Origin of the sequence: Mucilaginibacter sp. 5C4, assembly GCF_034345625.1 — a bacterium.
Taxonomy (GTDB): domain Bacteria; phylum Bacteroidota; class Bacteroidia; order Sphingobacteriales; family Sphingobacteriaceae; genus Mucilaginibacter; species Mucilaginibacter aurantiaciroseus.
In genome coordinates this window covers 1,761,588-1,777,272 of sequence record NZ_CP133775.1, presented here as the reverse complement: position 1 = coordinate 1,777,272, position 15,685 = coordinate 1,761,588, and the positions used below count along the sequence as shown (strand labels likewise).

General features: G+C 38.0%; 13 protein-coding genes and 1 pseudogene. 7 read left to right on the top strand and 7 right to left on the bottom strand.

What is annotated here, in order from left to right; genetic code table 11:
• Window positions 1–16: 16 nt before the first annotated feature.
• Window positions 17–3,070: a TonB-dependent receptor gene (locus RHM67_RS08345; RefSeq protein WP_322231673.1), complete on the bottom strand. Its 3,054-nt coding sequence runs from the start codon at window positions 3,068–3,070 to the stop codon at window positions 17–19.
• A gap of 443 nt (window positions 3,071–3,513) precedes the next feature.
• Here RHM67_RS08345 and RHM67_RS08340 point away from each other — a divergent pair, with 443 nt between their 5' ends.
• Window positions 3,514–4,200, top strand: coding sequence for an NUDIX hydrolase (locus RHM67_RS08340; protein WP_322231672.1), 687 nt, complete (start codon window positions 3,514–3,516; stop codon window positions 4,198–4,200).
• Window positions 4,201–4,694: 494 nt separating this feature from the next.
• Here RHM67_RS08340 and RHM67_RS08335 read toward each other — a convergent pair whose 3' ends face one another.
• Window positions 4,695–6,899 (bottom strand): tetratricopeptide repeat protein, encoded by a 2,205-nt coding sequence (locus tag RHM67_RS08335; protein ID WP_322231671.1) that lies wholly within the window; start codon window positions 6,897–6,899, stop codon window positions 4,695–4,697.
• A 358-nt stretch (window positions 6,900–7,257) separates the two neighbouring features.
• Here RHM67_RS08335 and RHM67_RS08330 point away from each other — a divergent pair, with 358 nt between their 5' ends.
• From RHM67_RS08330 to RHM67_RS08320, 3 genes are all read left to right on the top strand, one after another.
• A complete protein-coding gene (locus RHM67_RS08330) occupies window positions 7,258–7,548 on the top strand; it encodes a phage integrase SAM-like domain-containing protein (RefSeq protein WP_322232181.1) in 291 nt (96 codons plus the stop codon).
• A 45-nt stretch (window positions 7,549–7,593) separates the two neighbouring features.
• On the top strand, window positions 7,594–7,974 hold the full coding sequence (locus tag RHM67_RS08325; RefSeq protein ID WP_322231670.1) for a tyrosine-type recombinase/integrase: 381 nt from the start codon (window positions 7,594–7,596) through the stop codon (window positions 7,972–7,974).
• Between the two features lie 241 nt (window positions 7,975–8,215).
• Entirely contained in the window at window positions 8,216–8,950 is a 735-nt protein-coding gene (locus RHM67_RS08320; protein WP_322231669.1) for a hypothetical protein, read from the top strand.
• A 25-nt stretch (window positions 8,951–8,975) separates the two neighbouring features.
• Here RHM67_RS08320 and RHM67_RS08315 read toward each other — a convergent pair whose 3' ends face one another.
• Together RHM67_RS08315 and RHM67_RS20600 are read right to left on the bottom strand one after the other, a co-directional pair.
• Complete coding sequence (locus tag RHM67_RS08315; RefSeq protein WP_322232180.1) at window positions 8,976–9,278, bottom strand: relaxase/mobilization nuclease domain-containing protein; 303 nt, start codon at window positions 9,276–9,278, stop codon at window positions 8,976–8,978.
• Window positions 9,279–9,803: 525 nt separating this feature from the next.
• A pseudogene (locus RHM67_RS20600) lies at window positions 9,804–10,036 on the bottom strand (DUF6088 family protein).
• A gap of 437 nt (window positions 10,037–10,473) precedes the next feature.
• Here RHM67_RS20600 and RHM67_RS08310 point away from each other — a divergent pair.
• Entirely contained in the window at window positions 10,474–10,608 is a 135-nt protein-coding gene (locus tag RHM67_RS08310; RefSeq protein WP_322231668.1) for a hypothetical protein, read from the top strand.
• Between the two features lie 336 nt (window positions 10,609–10,944).
• Here RHM67_RS08310 and RHM67_RS08305 read toward each other — a convergent pair whose 3' ends face one another.
• Window positions 10,945–11,808, bottom strand: coding sequence for a helix-turn-helix domain-containing protein (locus tag RHM67_RS08305; protein WP_322231667.1), 864 nt, complete (start codon window positions 11,806–11,808; stop codon window positions 10,945–10,947).
• 201 nt (window positions 11,809–12,009) lie between these two features.
• On the opposite strand from RHM67_RS08305, the gene hxlB reads away from it, so the two are divergent.
• Window positions 12,010–12,600, top strand: a complete 591-nt coding sequence (gene hxlB / locus RHM67_RS08300) for a 6-phospho-3-hexuloisomerase (RefSeq protein ID WP_322231666.1) — start codon at window positions 12,010–12,012, stop codon at window positions 12,598–12,600.
• A 45-nt stretch (window positions 12,601–12,645) separates the two neighbouring features.
• On the top strand, window positions 12,646–13,278 hold the full coding sequence (gene hxlA / locus RHM67_RS08295) for a 3-hexulose-6-phosphate synthase (protein WP_322231665.1): 633 nt from the start codon (window positions 12,646–12,648) through the stop codon (window positions 13,276–13,278).
• A 231-nt stretch (window positions 13,279–13,509) separates the two neighbouring features.
• Here hxlA and RHM67_RS08290 read toward each other — a convergent pair whose 3' ends face one another.
• Complete coding sequence (locus tag RHM67_RS08290; protein WP_322231664.1) at window positions 13,510–14,487, bottom strand: metallophosphoesterase; 978 nt, start codon at window positions 14,485–14,487, stop codon at window positions 13,510–13,512.
• Between the two features lie 84 nt (window positions 14,488–14,571).
• Entirely contained in the window at window positions 14,572–15,651 is a 1,080-nt protein-coding gene (locus tag RHM67_RS08285; protein ID WP_322231662.1) for a phosphatidylinositol-specific phospholipase C1-like protein, read from the bottom strand.
• Window positions 15,652–15,685: the final 34 nt, after the last annotated feature.

The window sequence follows — 15,685 nt, the reverse complement described above, 5'->3', positions numbered from 1 at the left end:
TTCGTTATTTTTAAAGTTAAAATTTAGCCTGAATGCCTAATAAAATAATTTTTGGCTGCGGATAGAATCCTCTGTCGATACCAATATCGAGTTGATTACCAGCAGAAGATTGACCAATTTCAGGATCTATCCCTTTATAATTCGTAATCACAAAAATATTCTGGCCGGAAACATACACTCTTAAGTTAGATAGCCTGATTGATCGTAGTATGGATGAAGGTAAAGTGTAACCCAGACTTAAGGTTTTTAATTTTGCAAACGATCCGTCTCTTACGTAATAATCAGATACAGATGTTTGCACATCACCACTACCTCCTGATCCCAAAATGTTTCTTGGTGCACCCGGCAGACCATAAGAAACCGGCCTGTTTGCATAACTGGCATCAAGTCTTACAGTAGCATCATAAATTTTATTGCCATGTGATCCATAAATAAAGGCACTAACATCAAACCCTTTATACGAAAGGCCCAAAGTTGAACCGTAGGTAAAATCAGGGAATGGGTTTCCTATGTATGTCTTGTCATTATTATCAACTTTTCCATCACCATTTATGTCTTTAAATACAAAATTTCCGTTGGCATCCAAATGGTCAACCTTGAAGCCATAAAAACTGGAAATTGGGTGACCAATATCAGTTCTTGTAATGGGATCGCTGAATATATACCCTATATTTCCACCTGTTAATGGCTGACCATTTGCCCCTAAACTTGTAACTTCATTTTTATTTGTTCCAATATTAAATGAGGCATTCCATGCAAAACCACTGGTGTAGCTTTTGTGATATGCAATCAATAATTCTATACCCGTATTTTTTACACTGGCAGAATTAGCTGATGCTGTACTATATCCTGTGTAAATTGGGGTACCAACTGGTATTAGTATGTCAGAATTTTTCTTATTATAATAATCCACAGTAATACCTAATGAATTGTTAAACATGCTAATATCAACACCCAAACCTGTCTGTGCTACTCTTTCCCATTTTACAGAAGGATTTGCGAGGAAAGGAATACTTATTCCTGATGTGTTTTGACCTCCAAATGATGGTCCGGAATTTGGGTCAACAATGGTACTGTACTGATATGGATTAATAAAGTTATTACCATTAACACCCCAACTTGCTCTTAATTTTAACAGATCAATAACTTTAGAATTTTTTAGAAATGATTCTTCTGAAACAATCCATCCTGCGGAAACAGAAGGAAATATACCCGTTCTATTTTTAGGGCCAAATAATGATGATGCATCACTTCGTATCGTGCCGGATAATAAATATTTTTCTTTAAAGTTATAGTTTAACCTGCCATAATAGGATAATAAACCCGTTTCAGAAGTTGCGGGTATAGCATTTACGATTTTTGTAGGGTCTCTGATCAATGCAAAGTTAACCTGGTCAAAAGTATTAACAAAGAAGTCTGAACCCGATAGTGACCTTACATTGGATGATGATCTTAATACTGAAAAACCACCAAGCAAATCTAAAGCCTGGTTTTTAATCTTTACGAATGAGTATTTCGCATTACCTTCCCACTGCGAATAAGAACTGTGGTAATCTGACTGAGTTAAACTTCCAAATGAGTTGAAGAAATTTTGAATAGGTCTAAAATCAAATGATGGATAAAAACTTTTAACAGTGGAGTTATCCTGATAATATGCATAGGAAGATGTGATCGATAAATTTTCAATCGGTTTCCATGTCCCCGAAATATTATAAACGTTAATATTAGAAGTTTCTCTGTTATTATTTAATAATAATGCTAAAAATGGATTAGTAACAGCCCCAACAGCTGGTAGGGTTACTCCATTTACTTTTATAGGGTTCGACAGATCCCCTGGGTTGAAAGGCACATTTGGATGATTTGGATCAAAAGCTGGGTAAATTGGCGGCAAGGCAGGGATGAAATTTAATGCCGCCAAGCCAGGCCCTGCTTGATTTTCGAACAGAAAATTCCTGGTAGCTCCAACAATATCAGCCCTTGCTTTAATTGTTAAATTTTTAAATACATCTGTTTCAAAATTAAACTTCAAATTTTTGCGATTATAATTAGATTTCCCTTCTTTACCTCCAACTAATCCATCCTGATTAAAATCACCACCTGATAAATAATACGAATAATTTTTACCACCATTAGCGATCGATAAATTAGCGTTTGATGTCGGAACATTTTTTTTAAAAACCTCTTTATACCAATTTGTGTTAGGCAACTTTACCTTGTCAGCATCGGATATAGGTGTACCTTTATTTAATTTTTGATAATCATTATAATACGCCACATATTGATCTCTGTTCATTAGATCTGGGGTGTGTCCAAGATTTTGATACCCATGATAGGCGTCTAATGATATTGATGGCTTATCGACATTTCGCTTTCCAGTTTTAGTCTGTACCAAGACCACTCCATTCCCACCTCTTGCACCATATATTGCTGAAGCGGCTGCATCTTTTAAAATAGATATGTTGTCAATATCTGATGGATTTAAATAATTTAAATCTGGTACTTGCAGTCCATCTACTATGAATAACGGTTGGGCCAAACCGGCAGTACCCGTTCCCCTGAGGCGGATTGTTAATGGCGAGCCTGGTGATCCTGAATTTTGAGTAACTGTAATTCCTGCGACAGTTCCCTGTAATACTTGCTCAACCCGATATACAGGTAAAGATTCGATAGTTTTAGAGTTAACTGTTCCAACTGCACTAATTAAATTATGCTTGGACTGTGTGCCATAGCCTATAACTACCACTTCAGATAATGATGAATTAGAAGAACTTAAAATAATATCTACAACAGTTTTGCCCATAACAGGGACTTCCTGACTTATATAACCAAGAAATGAAACCTTGATTGTCGGATTAATAGCTGAATTTGGGATTGAAAGCTTATAGAAACCATCTAAGTCGGATACTGTTCCGTTAGTTGTACCTGTAATCGAAATGCTTACGCCAGGCATCACAGCACCTGTACTATTAGTTACCTTACCTGTTAAGGTAACACTTTGTGCAAAAAGTGCAGTTGCTGAAAAAAGCATTAAAATTAGGGCGCAACTCAATTTGTAAATTAATTTTTTCATATTGATTAAAGTTTTGAGTTAATATTGGGTTTATTAGAACGGTTAGGACAATATTATTCCAAAATCCATTTATATTGAACTTAATAATTAATTGAATATCAAATAATTGAATTAAAATGAATCCGGATAGGTTGTGTTATTTTTTCTCCATACGCTTGAATTTATTAATTTTTTAAATTTGTAATTGGATGAATTGCGCTTAAAGAATTAAGCCTTATGGTTAATATGACTACAAGGTATTTAAAAACTATTATTAAAACCAAATTTTTCCTAATCTATTTTATGAAAAATATCATATAATACTGATATTCAGCATTTTAAAAATTAAAACACTCATCATTATTTGAAGCTTATGTAATGAAAGGGGCTTTAGTAAGCATAACTTTGGCTATATTTAGATTTTTAATAATTTAACCCCTTAGTATTTCTATTATATAAATTAAATGGAATTTTCAGACGAAATAATTGATGCACTTTCAATTGACTGTGTAGTATTTGGATTTAAACATGGGGTTTTGTACGCCTTGTTGGTAAAACACGGACAAGGGCTTACAAAAGGTGAATGGGCTTTGCCGGGAGGCTGGATAAAATATAATGAGGATCTGGAAGCCGCTGCATACCATATACTCAGGGCACAAACATCTGTGGCAAAAATATATTTGGAACAATTTCAAACATTTGGCGAGGTGAACCGCTATCCAAACAGGCGCGTAATTACAGTTTCTTATTATGCGTTGGTAAATACAGAGGATTTAGAAATTTATCCAGGTATTACGGTGTCAGATGCGCAATGGTTTGATGTGCGAAAATTACCAATTATGGCATTTGACCACAATAAGATTTTAGATAAATGTTTTCGATTTCTAAGACATAAAGTCCAGCATGAACCAATAGGTTTTAATCTTTTACCAGAAAAGTTCACTTTATTAGAACTTCAAGAGCTTTATGAAGCAATTTTAGGCAAACAGTTGGACAAGCCGAATTTTAGACGGAAATTAATTAAAATGAATTTATTGGTACCAAGCTTTGAAATCCAACAAAATGTGCCGCATCGTGCCGCAAAACTTTTTAGGTTTGACAAAATAGTCTATGATAAATTAACTGAAAAAGGATTTTCTTTTGAGATTTAATGGCGAAGGTATCTATATACCCTCAATAGTGGATCGCTATTCCGGGTTTAAGCTTTGTCTTAAAAACTTACTTGTTCTTCTTTTTCGCACCGTTGAATCAATAAAACGCAATAAAAATATCGGACTAATGTTGGACTAAAAAAAATACAGATTTCCACAAGTTAATCTAAAATACTGATTATCAACGTGGAAAATATCGGAGTCGAACCGATTATCTCTTACATGCCATGCACTTTGGTAAAGATGTGTTACTGCTAATCAATTGGCCAATTTTAGTTTCAATAATTGCATATCCTCACTTACTTTAGAATCTAAAATTTTGGCGTAATGCTGCATTATTTCATACAATTCATCATTAATTTGGATGATTTGGTCACCAAAGCTAACTTGCCTGAAGCTTTGCCCAAACTACCCTAGCAATAGGTTTGTTTATCTGTAGTAATAAGTTTCATTGGCCAGCTTACTCGGTTAAATCTATAGTTTCGGATGCCGGTTCAATAGATGTTTGCAACTATTTGCAACGGAATCACAAAAAAGAATTTGGTGCCAACGCCTTCTTCGCTGGTTACCCAAATGCGGCCGTTACAGTTTTCGATCAGGTCTTTACAAAGCAACAGCCCCATGCCGGTACCAGATTCATTGAGTGTGCCTGATTTGCTGTCTACCTGACTTTTAAAAAGCTTTTTTACCCGCGCCGCCGACATACCCACGCCGGTATCTGTCACAGATACCATCGCATTTTCATCTTGCTCAATTACCGACACTTCGATAACATCGCCTCCCCCCGAAAATTTGATGGCATTGGTAATTAAATTCCGAATCACTATCCTGATGGAATTAGGGTCGGCGAGCGCCCGTAATTCATAATTGCTGCCGCATACCATAGTTATATTTTTCAATAAAGCCTGTTCGGTCTGATCTCGAACTTCTGATTGGATTACATCGTAAATTAAAAAACTTTTGCCTGAGCTGTTGAAGTTTTCCAGCTGGCTATTGATCCAGAACAAAAGCGTATCCAGGAAATCGGATGTATAGTCAAGCTTTCGTATCACCGTTGGAATCATTTTCAGCATTTCCTGGTGACTGATCGATTCGTCGGACAGGAGATCGAATAAGCCGCGCAAAGTGCTTAACGGCGATCGCAGGTCATGCGCTAAAATGGATATCAGCTTATCTTTTAACTTATTAAGGTCATTTAACTTGTCGGCCTGCTGGTCTATATTTACCTTTTGTTCTAAAACCTCATTGTTTTTGTTCTTAAGCTGAGCATTTATCTGCAATTGCTGCTGCTTTTGCCGGTAATACATAAGAGCGATTAACAATGCCGCGGCTATAATGACAAAAAATATAATGTTTAACAAATCCTTATCATGCAGTTTTTGTTGATACAATAATGCACTTGCCTTTTGCTGTAAGATTTGCTGCCGTTGTTTTTCGGCATAGTTATATTCGGTAATGTATAAGGTAAACTTCTGAATACTTTCGTCCTTTTTGAAAGTACGCTTCATTTTTTCGAAATCCTTTTGGGCCATAAACGCCTTCTCGTATAATTTCAACCCGCCAAGCGTTTCAATCAATTGAACAGCAGCATTAGTACGCAATAAAACACTACCTATATGATCGGCAAGCATTTTGGCCTGCCGCGCAAAATTATATGCCTTGGAATAGTCGTGGTTTACGTTGTAATACAAGGCAATATTGATCAGCGTCGCTGCCTTGTTATAATCTATCTTATTATCTGATGATACTTTTAATGCCTGTTGTATGTAACTTAATGCCTTTTGGTTTTGCTTTTTGTAAATATAACATAAGCCCAGATCATTATAGCCCGAACTGATACCATCCTTGTCATCCTGTTTTTGATTAATAGCAAGTGCATCTGTGAGGTACTTAATGGCTTCATCATACTTTCCCTGGGCAATTAACACTTCGCCGATGTTTTGTTTGGCTACAGAGATGCCACCATCGGAGTGCATTTTTGTCCATGTTTTTAAGGCCTGGGTAAAATAAGAAAGCGCCTGCGGATAGATCTCCATGTTTTGCAGCATAACGCCGATGTTATTATAATCTGCAGATATAGCTTTCTTGTTATGAAGCTTAGTATCGATATTAAGTGCCTTAAAATAGTAATCAAGCGCTGTGGATGGGTGTCCAAGGTTATCATAATTGTTGCCCATGCTTAAATATAAGCGGGATAAACCCGCCAAATCATTAATTTTAAGTTTTATTGACAGGGTTTTATTATAAAAGATTAAAGCTTTATCATAGGCACTTGACTGGTAATACAAATTGCCGTAAAGCTTATAACAATTGCTGATGCCCAATAAGTCATTTTCCCTGGTGTACAAGGTCATGCTTTCTTTCAGGTTTTTTATGACCTTAGCATATTTTGATTGGTTGATGTATACGGTGGTTGAGGCCAGTAAGCCATCCGCGATACCCTTGCTATAGTTTATATCGCGGGATAAACGGGTAGCCATTTGCCCGTAATAAATGGTACTATCAGGGTAGCTGGAGGTATAGGCGACGGCTAGTTTATTTAATTTGTTTACATCGGCAGTATCATTTAACTGTTTTTTACCAGCTATCGATTTAAGTAATTCGTTCCGCAGGCTATCCGGTTCAACCTTATAGTGATATGCCCAGCACCAATTGCCAAAAAAAAGCGATAAAATACTGAGCCATATTTTTGTTTTCATTCAATCGAAAAATAGAATTAGGTTTTTTTGGCTTCGAATTTCCTGCCGTATCGACAACGCTACCGTTCCCTGATATCACCGCCAATAGACTTTTACGAAAGACATGCCTTTATGCTATAAATTTATAAATTTAATTGAAAATATCCTCCATATTATAAAAACGTTCATACATCAGGTTTAAAGATTGCACGTAAATCCTACTATTATTAGGGCAAGTTGGATATTCCGGAACCATTAATCACCTCGTTCCGAAATAGCGAACGGTTGGTTCAGAAACACTTTGACCATGTTAGTTCATTGATTATTAATTGCCATTTTCTAAAGTGGTTACACAAATCGGTGCTCTACATCCTACGGAATCGCCTGGTCAAGCCTTCCGGAATATCCACGCAAGTGTGCCAATAACTCTACAGTAAAATACATGAAGAACTTTAAAAAAATCATCCTGATGTGTATTGATAATGGTTGGCTCGACAAAGACCCGTTTATCAAGTATAAGCCTAAAGTAAAAATAGTGGCACGGGATTACCTGACTAAAGAAGAATTGCAAACAATGGCTCTTAAAACCAATTCCAGTTTGCGGATTGAGCAGGTGAAAGATATATTTTATTTTCTGTTGCTACACCGGGTTGGCCTATATAGATGTTAAACAACTTAAACGCTCTGAAATTATTAAGGGTATAGACGGGCAACAATGGATTTTCACTACAAGGCAAAAAACCGATTCGGCTTCCCGGATACCACTTTTAACACAAGCCTTACAAATTACACAAAATATGAAGATCACCCGGAATGTACGGATCAGGATAAAGTACTGCCTGTGTTATACAACCAAAAAATGAACAGTTATTTAAAAGATATAGCGGATGTTTGCGGAATTAATAAAGAATTGACCTTTCACATTGCGCGGCATACCTTTGCAACTTCCGTAACCTTAGCCAATGGTGTATCTATTAAAAGTGTAAGTAACATGCTCGGTCATAAAAACATCAGGACAACGCAGCATTACGCCAAAATACTGGATTCAAAAGTGAGTGAGGATATGCAATTATTAAAGCTAAAATTGGCTAATTGAAGCAGTAACATTACTTCGCTAAAAATGCTTGGCATGCAAGAAGCCATCGATTCGACTCCGATATTATCACTTGATAATCAGTATTTTATAGTAAAATCTGAAAGCCTAATTTTTTAAATCCAACGTTAGTCCAACACTTTCCTTGATTTTTATTGTGTTTCCTTTACCGCAACCTGCCTGAAAAAGAGAAACTAAAAATCTTTTTTTCGTTGTACTACGTATAAAAGAGTTTGAATAGTATATGAAGAAAAATAATCAAATCGGCAGTATAAAAAATACTCCAACCCGGACGTTGCAATTAGGGTTGATTGGTTTAACAATAAGCATCGGCATCGCAATCTATTTCCACACCCTTGGTCTGAGTCTCTCTGCAATTATGGTAGGTTGTTTTTCCATCAGCGTTGCCTCTATCCTTACGCTGCAGTTTTTTAAAATAATATTTAATACGCATGTCCTGATCATTGCCGCCGTTTGTATATTACTTATTATAAGTTCGTTCGTTGAGGGCTCATCAACAGGACAATATTTTTATTTTTTCCCCTTAACGGTTGCCATTCCGATTGTGGTTGATAATAAAACTGCAAGTCAGTTGGAGTTTGTTTTACTTTTTTTCGCCGTCTTGACCTCATTTGCCATTTGTTTCTATGTGGGGCACACATTTTCTTCTATTGAAAACATTTCTACTCCTATTGCTAAACAGATAATGTATTCAAACGTTGCATCGGCAATACTTTTAACCACAGTTTTTTCAATTTCAAATATTTTTTATGAGAAGCAATTGATTAATAAATTGAGGGCAATCGCTTATATGCAGTCGCACGAAATGAGAAAACCGGTCGCCTCCATTATTGGACTTATGGATATTTGGAAAGACGAATCTTACGCTTATAATGAAGAAATTATTAGCATGTTAGAACTAACTGTAACTGAACTTGATGAAAAGATCCGTCTCATTGTAGAAGATAGTACTATATAACGGAATGGATTTTAAAACACTTCTCTCAAATATTGCAACAGCTGCTATCGGAACCCGTTTTGGCATCATAACCAACCCTATTAGCCACGATATGCTGGTGCTGACGGTCGCCATACTCTATAACCACACACTGGTTATCCTCAAACCCAAAATCTTTGGCCATCTGTTTCGCAATGTCAACCTTATCCTGGTTACTTAACTGGTCGGAATGGGCAAAGCTTAAAGATGCGTATAGTACAGGCTTTGATACATTCGGATTTAAATTTCTCACTTCGTTAAATTGCTGTATCAATTCTTTTTTATTACCGAAGCATTGATTATAGCAAATAACCTGCGCCTACTTTTTCTCTGGTTCTATTTCCTGCAAAGCTTTGTTCTGTTGCAATCTGCCTTCATGCAGATAGTTAAAGCACCCCCGGAAACTTTTACCTGTACTTATCTTACCAATCATTGTAAATAGCTTTTAACATCTTTCACTAATTCTTGCAAGCCTGTGCTTTGCGCGTTGAGCTTCGCCCCTTCAAGCACGCTCAATTCGTCGAAGCTGTTCCGTTTTTTGGCTATCTGATTCAGGTTCGCCGCTATGGTTAAGCGTACCGCATAACAGCAAAACATCTCGTGGCAGGGTTTTAACCTTGGCTTTTACCGTGCCTTTCAATCCCAATTCCCGTAAGTATCCCGATACACTTAGACCAAGTTGCTTTACCCACCAGTCTTTTTCTATTGCATTTTCCGGTAACCCGGTTTGATTATTGGCTGCATTTAAAATTTAAATGCGCCTCTTTTCTGTTATTGCAACAATTCAATCACAGCTGTTCATTTTATTGTTTATCGAAATAAGCAACTGCACAATCTATGCCGGTGCCAATTTTGCATCCTCTTTAAGAAACTTCTGATCTTCCTTCTTTAACAAGGTAGTAATGCGGTCAATTACTTCCGGTGTTGTACCTGTTCTGCCCAAGGCTTCCAACGCCTGTATAACAAGGCTACTAATCTGCCCTTTAGCCGCAATTTTTTTGGGGCGGCGGTTTGAAAAATAATCGTGCGTTTACCAGCTTGTAGCGTTTTCGGTTTGCCATCCGTCAGTAGGTGACCTATTCGGTGACCTACAAAGATTATAAAAACATAAAAAACTGATTAACAGCTACGAATTTAACAACAGTCGTTCCCTCCGGCTCCACTAAGCAATTAATTAATCGTCTATAGATCAAGTATTTATAGGCGATTTTTGTTTTTAAGTGTCAAATGCGGTGACAATCAAATTTAGTAAAAACTGGTTAATTTCAATTGAAATTTTAATTTTGGTTTATTGATTAAGTCTTTTAAGAAGTACAAATTCTGTGTCACTTTAGCAGTTGTTACTGATAGTCCCCTACGGGCTACTTAGATTATCAGATTACCCTTGTGAGTTAGATACTTACAAGGGTTTTTTGTTTTTACGGTCAATTGCACTGTCAATAAAGTTAGGTAAAATTCACTTAATCTCAATCAAATATTTTATCTTAGATACTTAATTTACAGATATGGACTACCAGTCAATTATCGACAAATACAAGAATCAGCCAATGGCTAAAGCTGCATTGGTAATTTTTACAATTGTAATTATTGTAAAATTGGGAACTATGGGATTTGAATTTGGCCAATGGTTACGTAAGTAAGTGTTAATCATACTTAGTAAGCAAATGAAATTTAACCATTAAAGCCTCCGGCTCCACTTAAGGAAATAACCAGATCGGTTATTTCCTTTTTTTATTTACACCAGACACTTATTAACAGAGAATCAAATTAAAAAATAGGACTTGAAATAGAGTTCGATATTTTATGTGATTTTGCTTCCCACATCTTAATTATTTGACAAGCGCTTTCATTGATTTTAAATGAAGATTTTGAAATAAAATTTCACAAAAAAAACAATCGCGCTTTAGACTTTACAGGCACCGGTACATTAATTGCAACGTGTAAATTTTGAGCATCCACGTTAGTTTAGTTTATGGTTAAATTAGCGTATTAGATTTCAGTTTCAAATGATTTTGCGCCTGTTTTTGAAATTCGTCCGGCGTTTGCGCCGTTTGCTTTTTAAAGAACCTGCTAAAGTAGGGCCGGTCGGAAAATCCAAGTTCAAAGGCTATTTCTTTAATAGTGTCCTCGCTGTGTATGATCAGCCGCTTGGCCTCCAATATAATGCGGTCATGGATGATCTGGGTGCCTGTTTTGCCTAATTTATCCTTCAATATCTGGTTAAGTCGCTTGGAACTGATATCCAGTTTGCCAGCATAGAAATCAATATTTCGAACCTGCAGATAGTTTCCTTCCAGCAGCATCAAGAACTCATACACCCTTTTCTGATGAATATCATGCGCAGTAAATTCTTGCTCTTTAACTTTGATCAGTTTTAACAGAAATACTTTGAGCAAAGTTTTTAAGATCATCAGGTCCTCGGACGACTTCTGGTATTCACCGATCAATAAATTGTAAATGCCGCCCAGATCATCTGCTGCAGCTTTGTCTAAACGCAGACATGAGAATTCGCCCTGAACATTAAAGATTTTGAATATGTCCAGTAAAAACTCTTTATCCTCTTCTTCCAGAATCTCTCTTTTGAACGATATCAATTCCCCGTTTTTTCCGGCTTTATTCAACTGGTGTACCCGGTATGGCGGAATCAGATAAATCCAGTCTCCTTTAACCTCAAAATCATTGGTTTTTAATGCGTGCAGCGGATCTTCGTTTTTTAACCATACAATCTCAAAGAAGTCCTTTCTACCCGGATCATTCAAATAACTTGGTGGACAGTTATTTAAATTCCTGATGTAGATCATCGCGCTTTCCAGGCGATTGTCCTTAGTATCATTCGTCATTACGTAAAGATAGCTACTTCAGCACTAACTTGGTGGATAATCAGATAATTATGGTGGACTATTCAGAAATTACAGAATTGAAGCTTTGTGTTTATGACTTTTAAGTGATCTTATTTCCAGATAGTCCACCCAATGTGGCTGTTTGTATAACCGTTTGCGCTGGCAGAGGCGATACTTTTGCAGAAGAATTAAACGCTTGAAATGGAGCTAACAAATCAATACAACGAAGATACTGCCGCTGCTATAAAAGGAAACCTGATACAGGTGTTACACGAGAATAATAAACTGGCAGAAAAGATCGACTATCGCAATTTCGGAGAACTGATCAAAACTATAAATGAGGCATCTGCCATCTTCCTGATCGCTTCCGGTCGTTCTGGCTTTTCTATGCGTTCAGTAGCGATGCGCTTAATGCACCTGGGACTGAAAGTTTTCTTCGTAGGCGAAACAACCACCCCGGCTATCAAAGCAGGCGACCTGTTATGGGCAGCATCTGGCTCAGGAACGACGAGTACTATCGTGAAAGCAGCCGAAAAGGCTAAACAGATGGGTGCCAGGGTAATCGCGACAACTACTAACGCGTCCTCTTTGCTGGCCGAAATGGCAGATGTGCACATTCTAATCCCAGCAGCTGAAAAAGAGGATCACAACGGAGCGAAATCAAAGCAATATGCGGGAAGCCTTTTTGAACAGACAGTCCTTTTATTAGGCGACGCTGTATTTATGGAGTTATGGAAAATTGACGGGACGCCTGCCGAAGAGCTTTGGAAACGTCATGCGAACATGGAATAATTAAGTATTAATAAATCATATCAATTCAAATTAATAAATAAAACAATGGCAAAATTACAAGTAGCAATAGATTTATTGACAACAGAGGAAGCATTAGCACTTGCCGCAAAAGTTGCACCTTATGTAGACATTATTGAACTGGGTACCCCGCTGATCAAAAACATGGGATCGGCAGTAATCACCGCAATGAAAAAAGCACATCCGGATAAACTGGTATTTGCTGATTTAAAAACGGCTGATGCCGGAGAGTTGGAAGCTGATATCGCATTCAAAGCAGGTGCAGATCTGGTTACCGTTATGGGAGCAGCAGGTAACGCCACTATCATTGGTGCAGTTAAAGCCGCTAAAGCGCATGGCAAAGGTGTGGTAGTAGATACAATTGGTTACCCGGACCGTGTGAAACGTGCACAAGAAGTAATTGAATTAGGCGTTGAATTTGTAGAACTACACGCCGGATTAGATGAACAGTGGACAGCAGGATACTCTATCCAGGTACTTATCGACGAAGCAGCCAGAGCAGGTGTACCTGTTTCTATTGCAGGAGGTGTAAATTTAAGCAATATTACCGCTGTTATTAAAGCCGGTGCCCAGGTAGCGGTTGCTGGTGCAGCCATTTACGGAGCTGCAGATCCTGCTGCTGCTGCTAAAGCATTACGCGAAGCTATAGACGCAGTATAGTATCGTTTATCCTATTAACCGCGACCAGGATAAAAAAATAACTAATAAACGTGTAACCACGGATGTTCGGGGTCACGTTTATTACTTCAATCCTATCAGGTAACTTAAACTAAGTTAAGTGTATTTCTTAACGTAAAAACCTTGTAAATAAGATATTTACAAGGTTTTTTAAATTGTATAAAATTCAAGAAGTTTGAATTAATGTAATTAATTTGCAAGGCAATCATTCCATTATTTAACCAGTTCTGTTTGGTATAAAACCTTTCCCGAAGCATTTACAGCTTTAACATTAATTTTTTTATTGTTTACTGCAAAGTATAAAAAGCCGTGGTCTGATGCCTGAAAGCGGCTGTATGGCACCCCGGTACTAACACCCGTTAACTCCGAACCTGCACCGGATATGAACTGATGGGTAAAACCATCGGGTTTAAGGTGTTGCAGGGAATGGTCGTGCCCTGAAAGATAAATATCAATCTTATGCGCCTCAAAAACGGGGGCAAGCTTTTCTCTCACGGTTAAAGTGTCATAATTTTTTATGCGCGGGCCAACTGTGTAATAAGGATGGTGCCCAACTATAATTCGCCATTTCACATCTGCGGAGGCATTTTTAAGAGTTTCATTTAACCATATCATTTGTTCTGCCACCTGCTGCTGCTTGTTTTCATGCAGCATAGGGTCGGTATCTATCATCAGCATTAAAACTTTGTTGCGGGGGTTACCCAAAGCAAACTCTTTTGCATAATAAAGTGCAGGCATGTTCCATCTACGGCTTACTTTACTATAACGAACTTGCGCTTCGGGATCCGAGCCGTAATCATGGTTACCTAAAACAGGATACCAGTCGCATTGTAAAGAGTGCGAGGTGTAAACATTTTCGAATGAATAATGCCACAAGGGGTCTGTTTCACTCACTACACCGCGCGGATAAAAATTATCTCCAACCGAGATCACAAAGTTATTGGGATTATTCTTAGCCCAATCGCCCATTTGTTTGGCAACTTCATTCTGGTCATACTCGCCGTTGCGGCCCCAGTCGCCAACTGCTATGAAATGTACATCAAACTCATCTTTTAAAACCGACGGGGAGAGGTCATCACTTTCCAGGTGGGTGATATTCGGGCTCTCGGCCAAAGCAAAAATTGGGTTAGCAATAAGCGATGCACCCAATGTGCTAAGCGCGGTATTCTTAATAAAATTTCTACGTTTCATGGCTGGTATAATTAATATGGATGACTATAGCTAAACTTAAAAGCAGAAACCAACCCCGGCTTTTAATTAACAGCTAAGTAATTACTATTTACTGGGTGAGAATAAAGGGTTCCATCTAAAATATTTACCATCAGCAAAACTGATGATGTAATCAGATTTAAAATGTTCGCTTTTTTTGTAATAATCTGTAGAAATAATTTGCGCGCCAGACAGCATTGCCGCGTTAAAAGTACGTTTGTCGTTATTTCGCGCCTCCTGTGTGTCGCTATCTGCACGGGTGCGAATGATGTAACCTTTTTTCACCAGGGCAGATATTTGAGCGAAATCCTTTTTGGCGTCATTCAATACATATATCGCAGCTTCGGGCGTGCCGGGTTCCGAATTTGTAAAAAGCACCCTGCCTTTAAGCGATGGGTGGCCTTTAATATATTCGCTTAACTTTGGTTCGGATTCGTCCAGCAGGAAAATGAATTTGCCTTTGGCCTCTTTTAAAGTTGGCCAGTTTTGGTGCAACACCGCCTCATCCAGCGTTTTGTAGTTACCCCGTATTTTATCGGGGGTTATCACATGGGCTAACCCAAGGTTATCCGCAATTTCCTTGTCCAGCTTATCATAAATACCCGGGGTGAATTTATCGGGTATAGTAAAACCAGGCCTTTTCACCAACTCATCCTTAGCATTCATAGTGATAAATATGGGCCGATGACCCGGGTGCGCGTCAGACCATCTCTTCAGTTCCTGCAAACATTGTTTAAATGTGGCGCAGTTACTTCTAAAGTCAATATCCTGGATATGGAATACCTTAAATCCCGGTTTCTTCATTATCCCATCGGGATCGTACGCGGGTTGGCCGGGCGCCCAGTCCAAACCTTTTGGGTGGCTGTACTTCCCCCCTGCTGTATCAGCATAAACATCTATTTCCAAATCTAAAAGCCCCAAATTAAGCTGATCGGTAAGGCTGCTGTGGCTATAATCTATTTTGCTCATCGCAACAGAATCCCTGGCTTGCAACATTTTAAAAAGTTTGGGATCAATAGATTGCTTGTAACTATTGTGCGATCCAATTACCTGGATACGGTTCATACGAACATTATCCCCCGGGTTATTTAAACTGGTGGCAGCCGGTAAAAGGGAAATGAGGAGTGACGCGAATATAAATTTCATAGTTGTTTATTATAACAGCCGGCGTTAACGCCGG

Coding starts and splice junctions, on each gene's coding strand:
- RHM67_RS08335 (WP_322231671.1), bottom strand. CDS start 6,899: ATGAAAACAAAAATATGGCTCAGTATTTTATCGCTTTTTTTTGGCAAT.
- hxlA (WP_322231665.1), top strand. CDS start 12,646: ATGGCAAAATTACAAGTAGCAATAGATTTATTGACAACAGAGGAAGCA.
- RHM67_RS08345 (WP_322231673.1), bottom strand. CDS start 3,070: ATGAAAAAATTAATTTACAAATTGAGTTGCGCCCTAATTTTAATGCTT.
- hxlB (WP_322231666.1), top strand. CDS start 12,010: ATGGAGCTAACAAATCAATACAACGAAGATACTGCCGCTGCTATAAAA.
- RHM67_RS08285 (WP_322231662.1), bottom strand. CDS start 15,651: ATGAAATTTATATTCGCGTCACTCCTCATTTCCCTTTTACCGGCTGCC.
- RHM67_RS08325 (WP_322231670.1), top strand. CDS start 7,594: ATGGATTTTCACTACAAGGCAAAAAACCGATTCGGCTTCCCGGATACC.
- RHM67_RS08340 (WP_322231672.1), top strand. CDS start 3,514: ATGGAATTTTCAGACGAAATAATTGATGCACTTTCAATTGACTGTGTA.
- RHM67_RS08305 (WP_322231667.1), bottom strand. CDS start 11,808: ATGACGAATGATACTAAGGACAATCGCCTGGAAAGCGCGATGATCTAC.
- RHM67_RS08320 (WP_322231669.1), top strand. CDS start 8,216: ATGAAGAAAAATAATCAAATCGGCAGTATAAAAAATACTCCAACCCGG.
- RHM67_RS08290 (WP_322231664.1), bottom strand. CDS start 14,487: ATGAAACGTAGAAATTTTATTAAGAATACCGCGCTTAGCACATTGGGT.
- RHM67_RS08310 (WP_322231668.1), top strand. CDS start 10,474: ATGGACTACCAGTCAATTATCGACAAATACAAGAATCAGCCAATGGCT.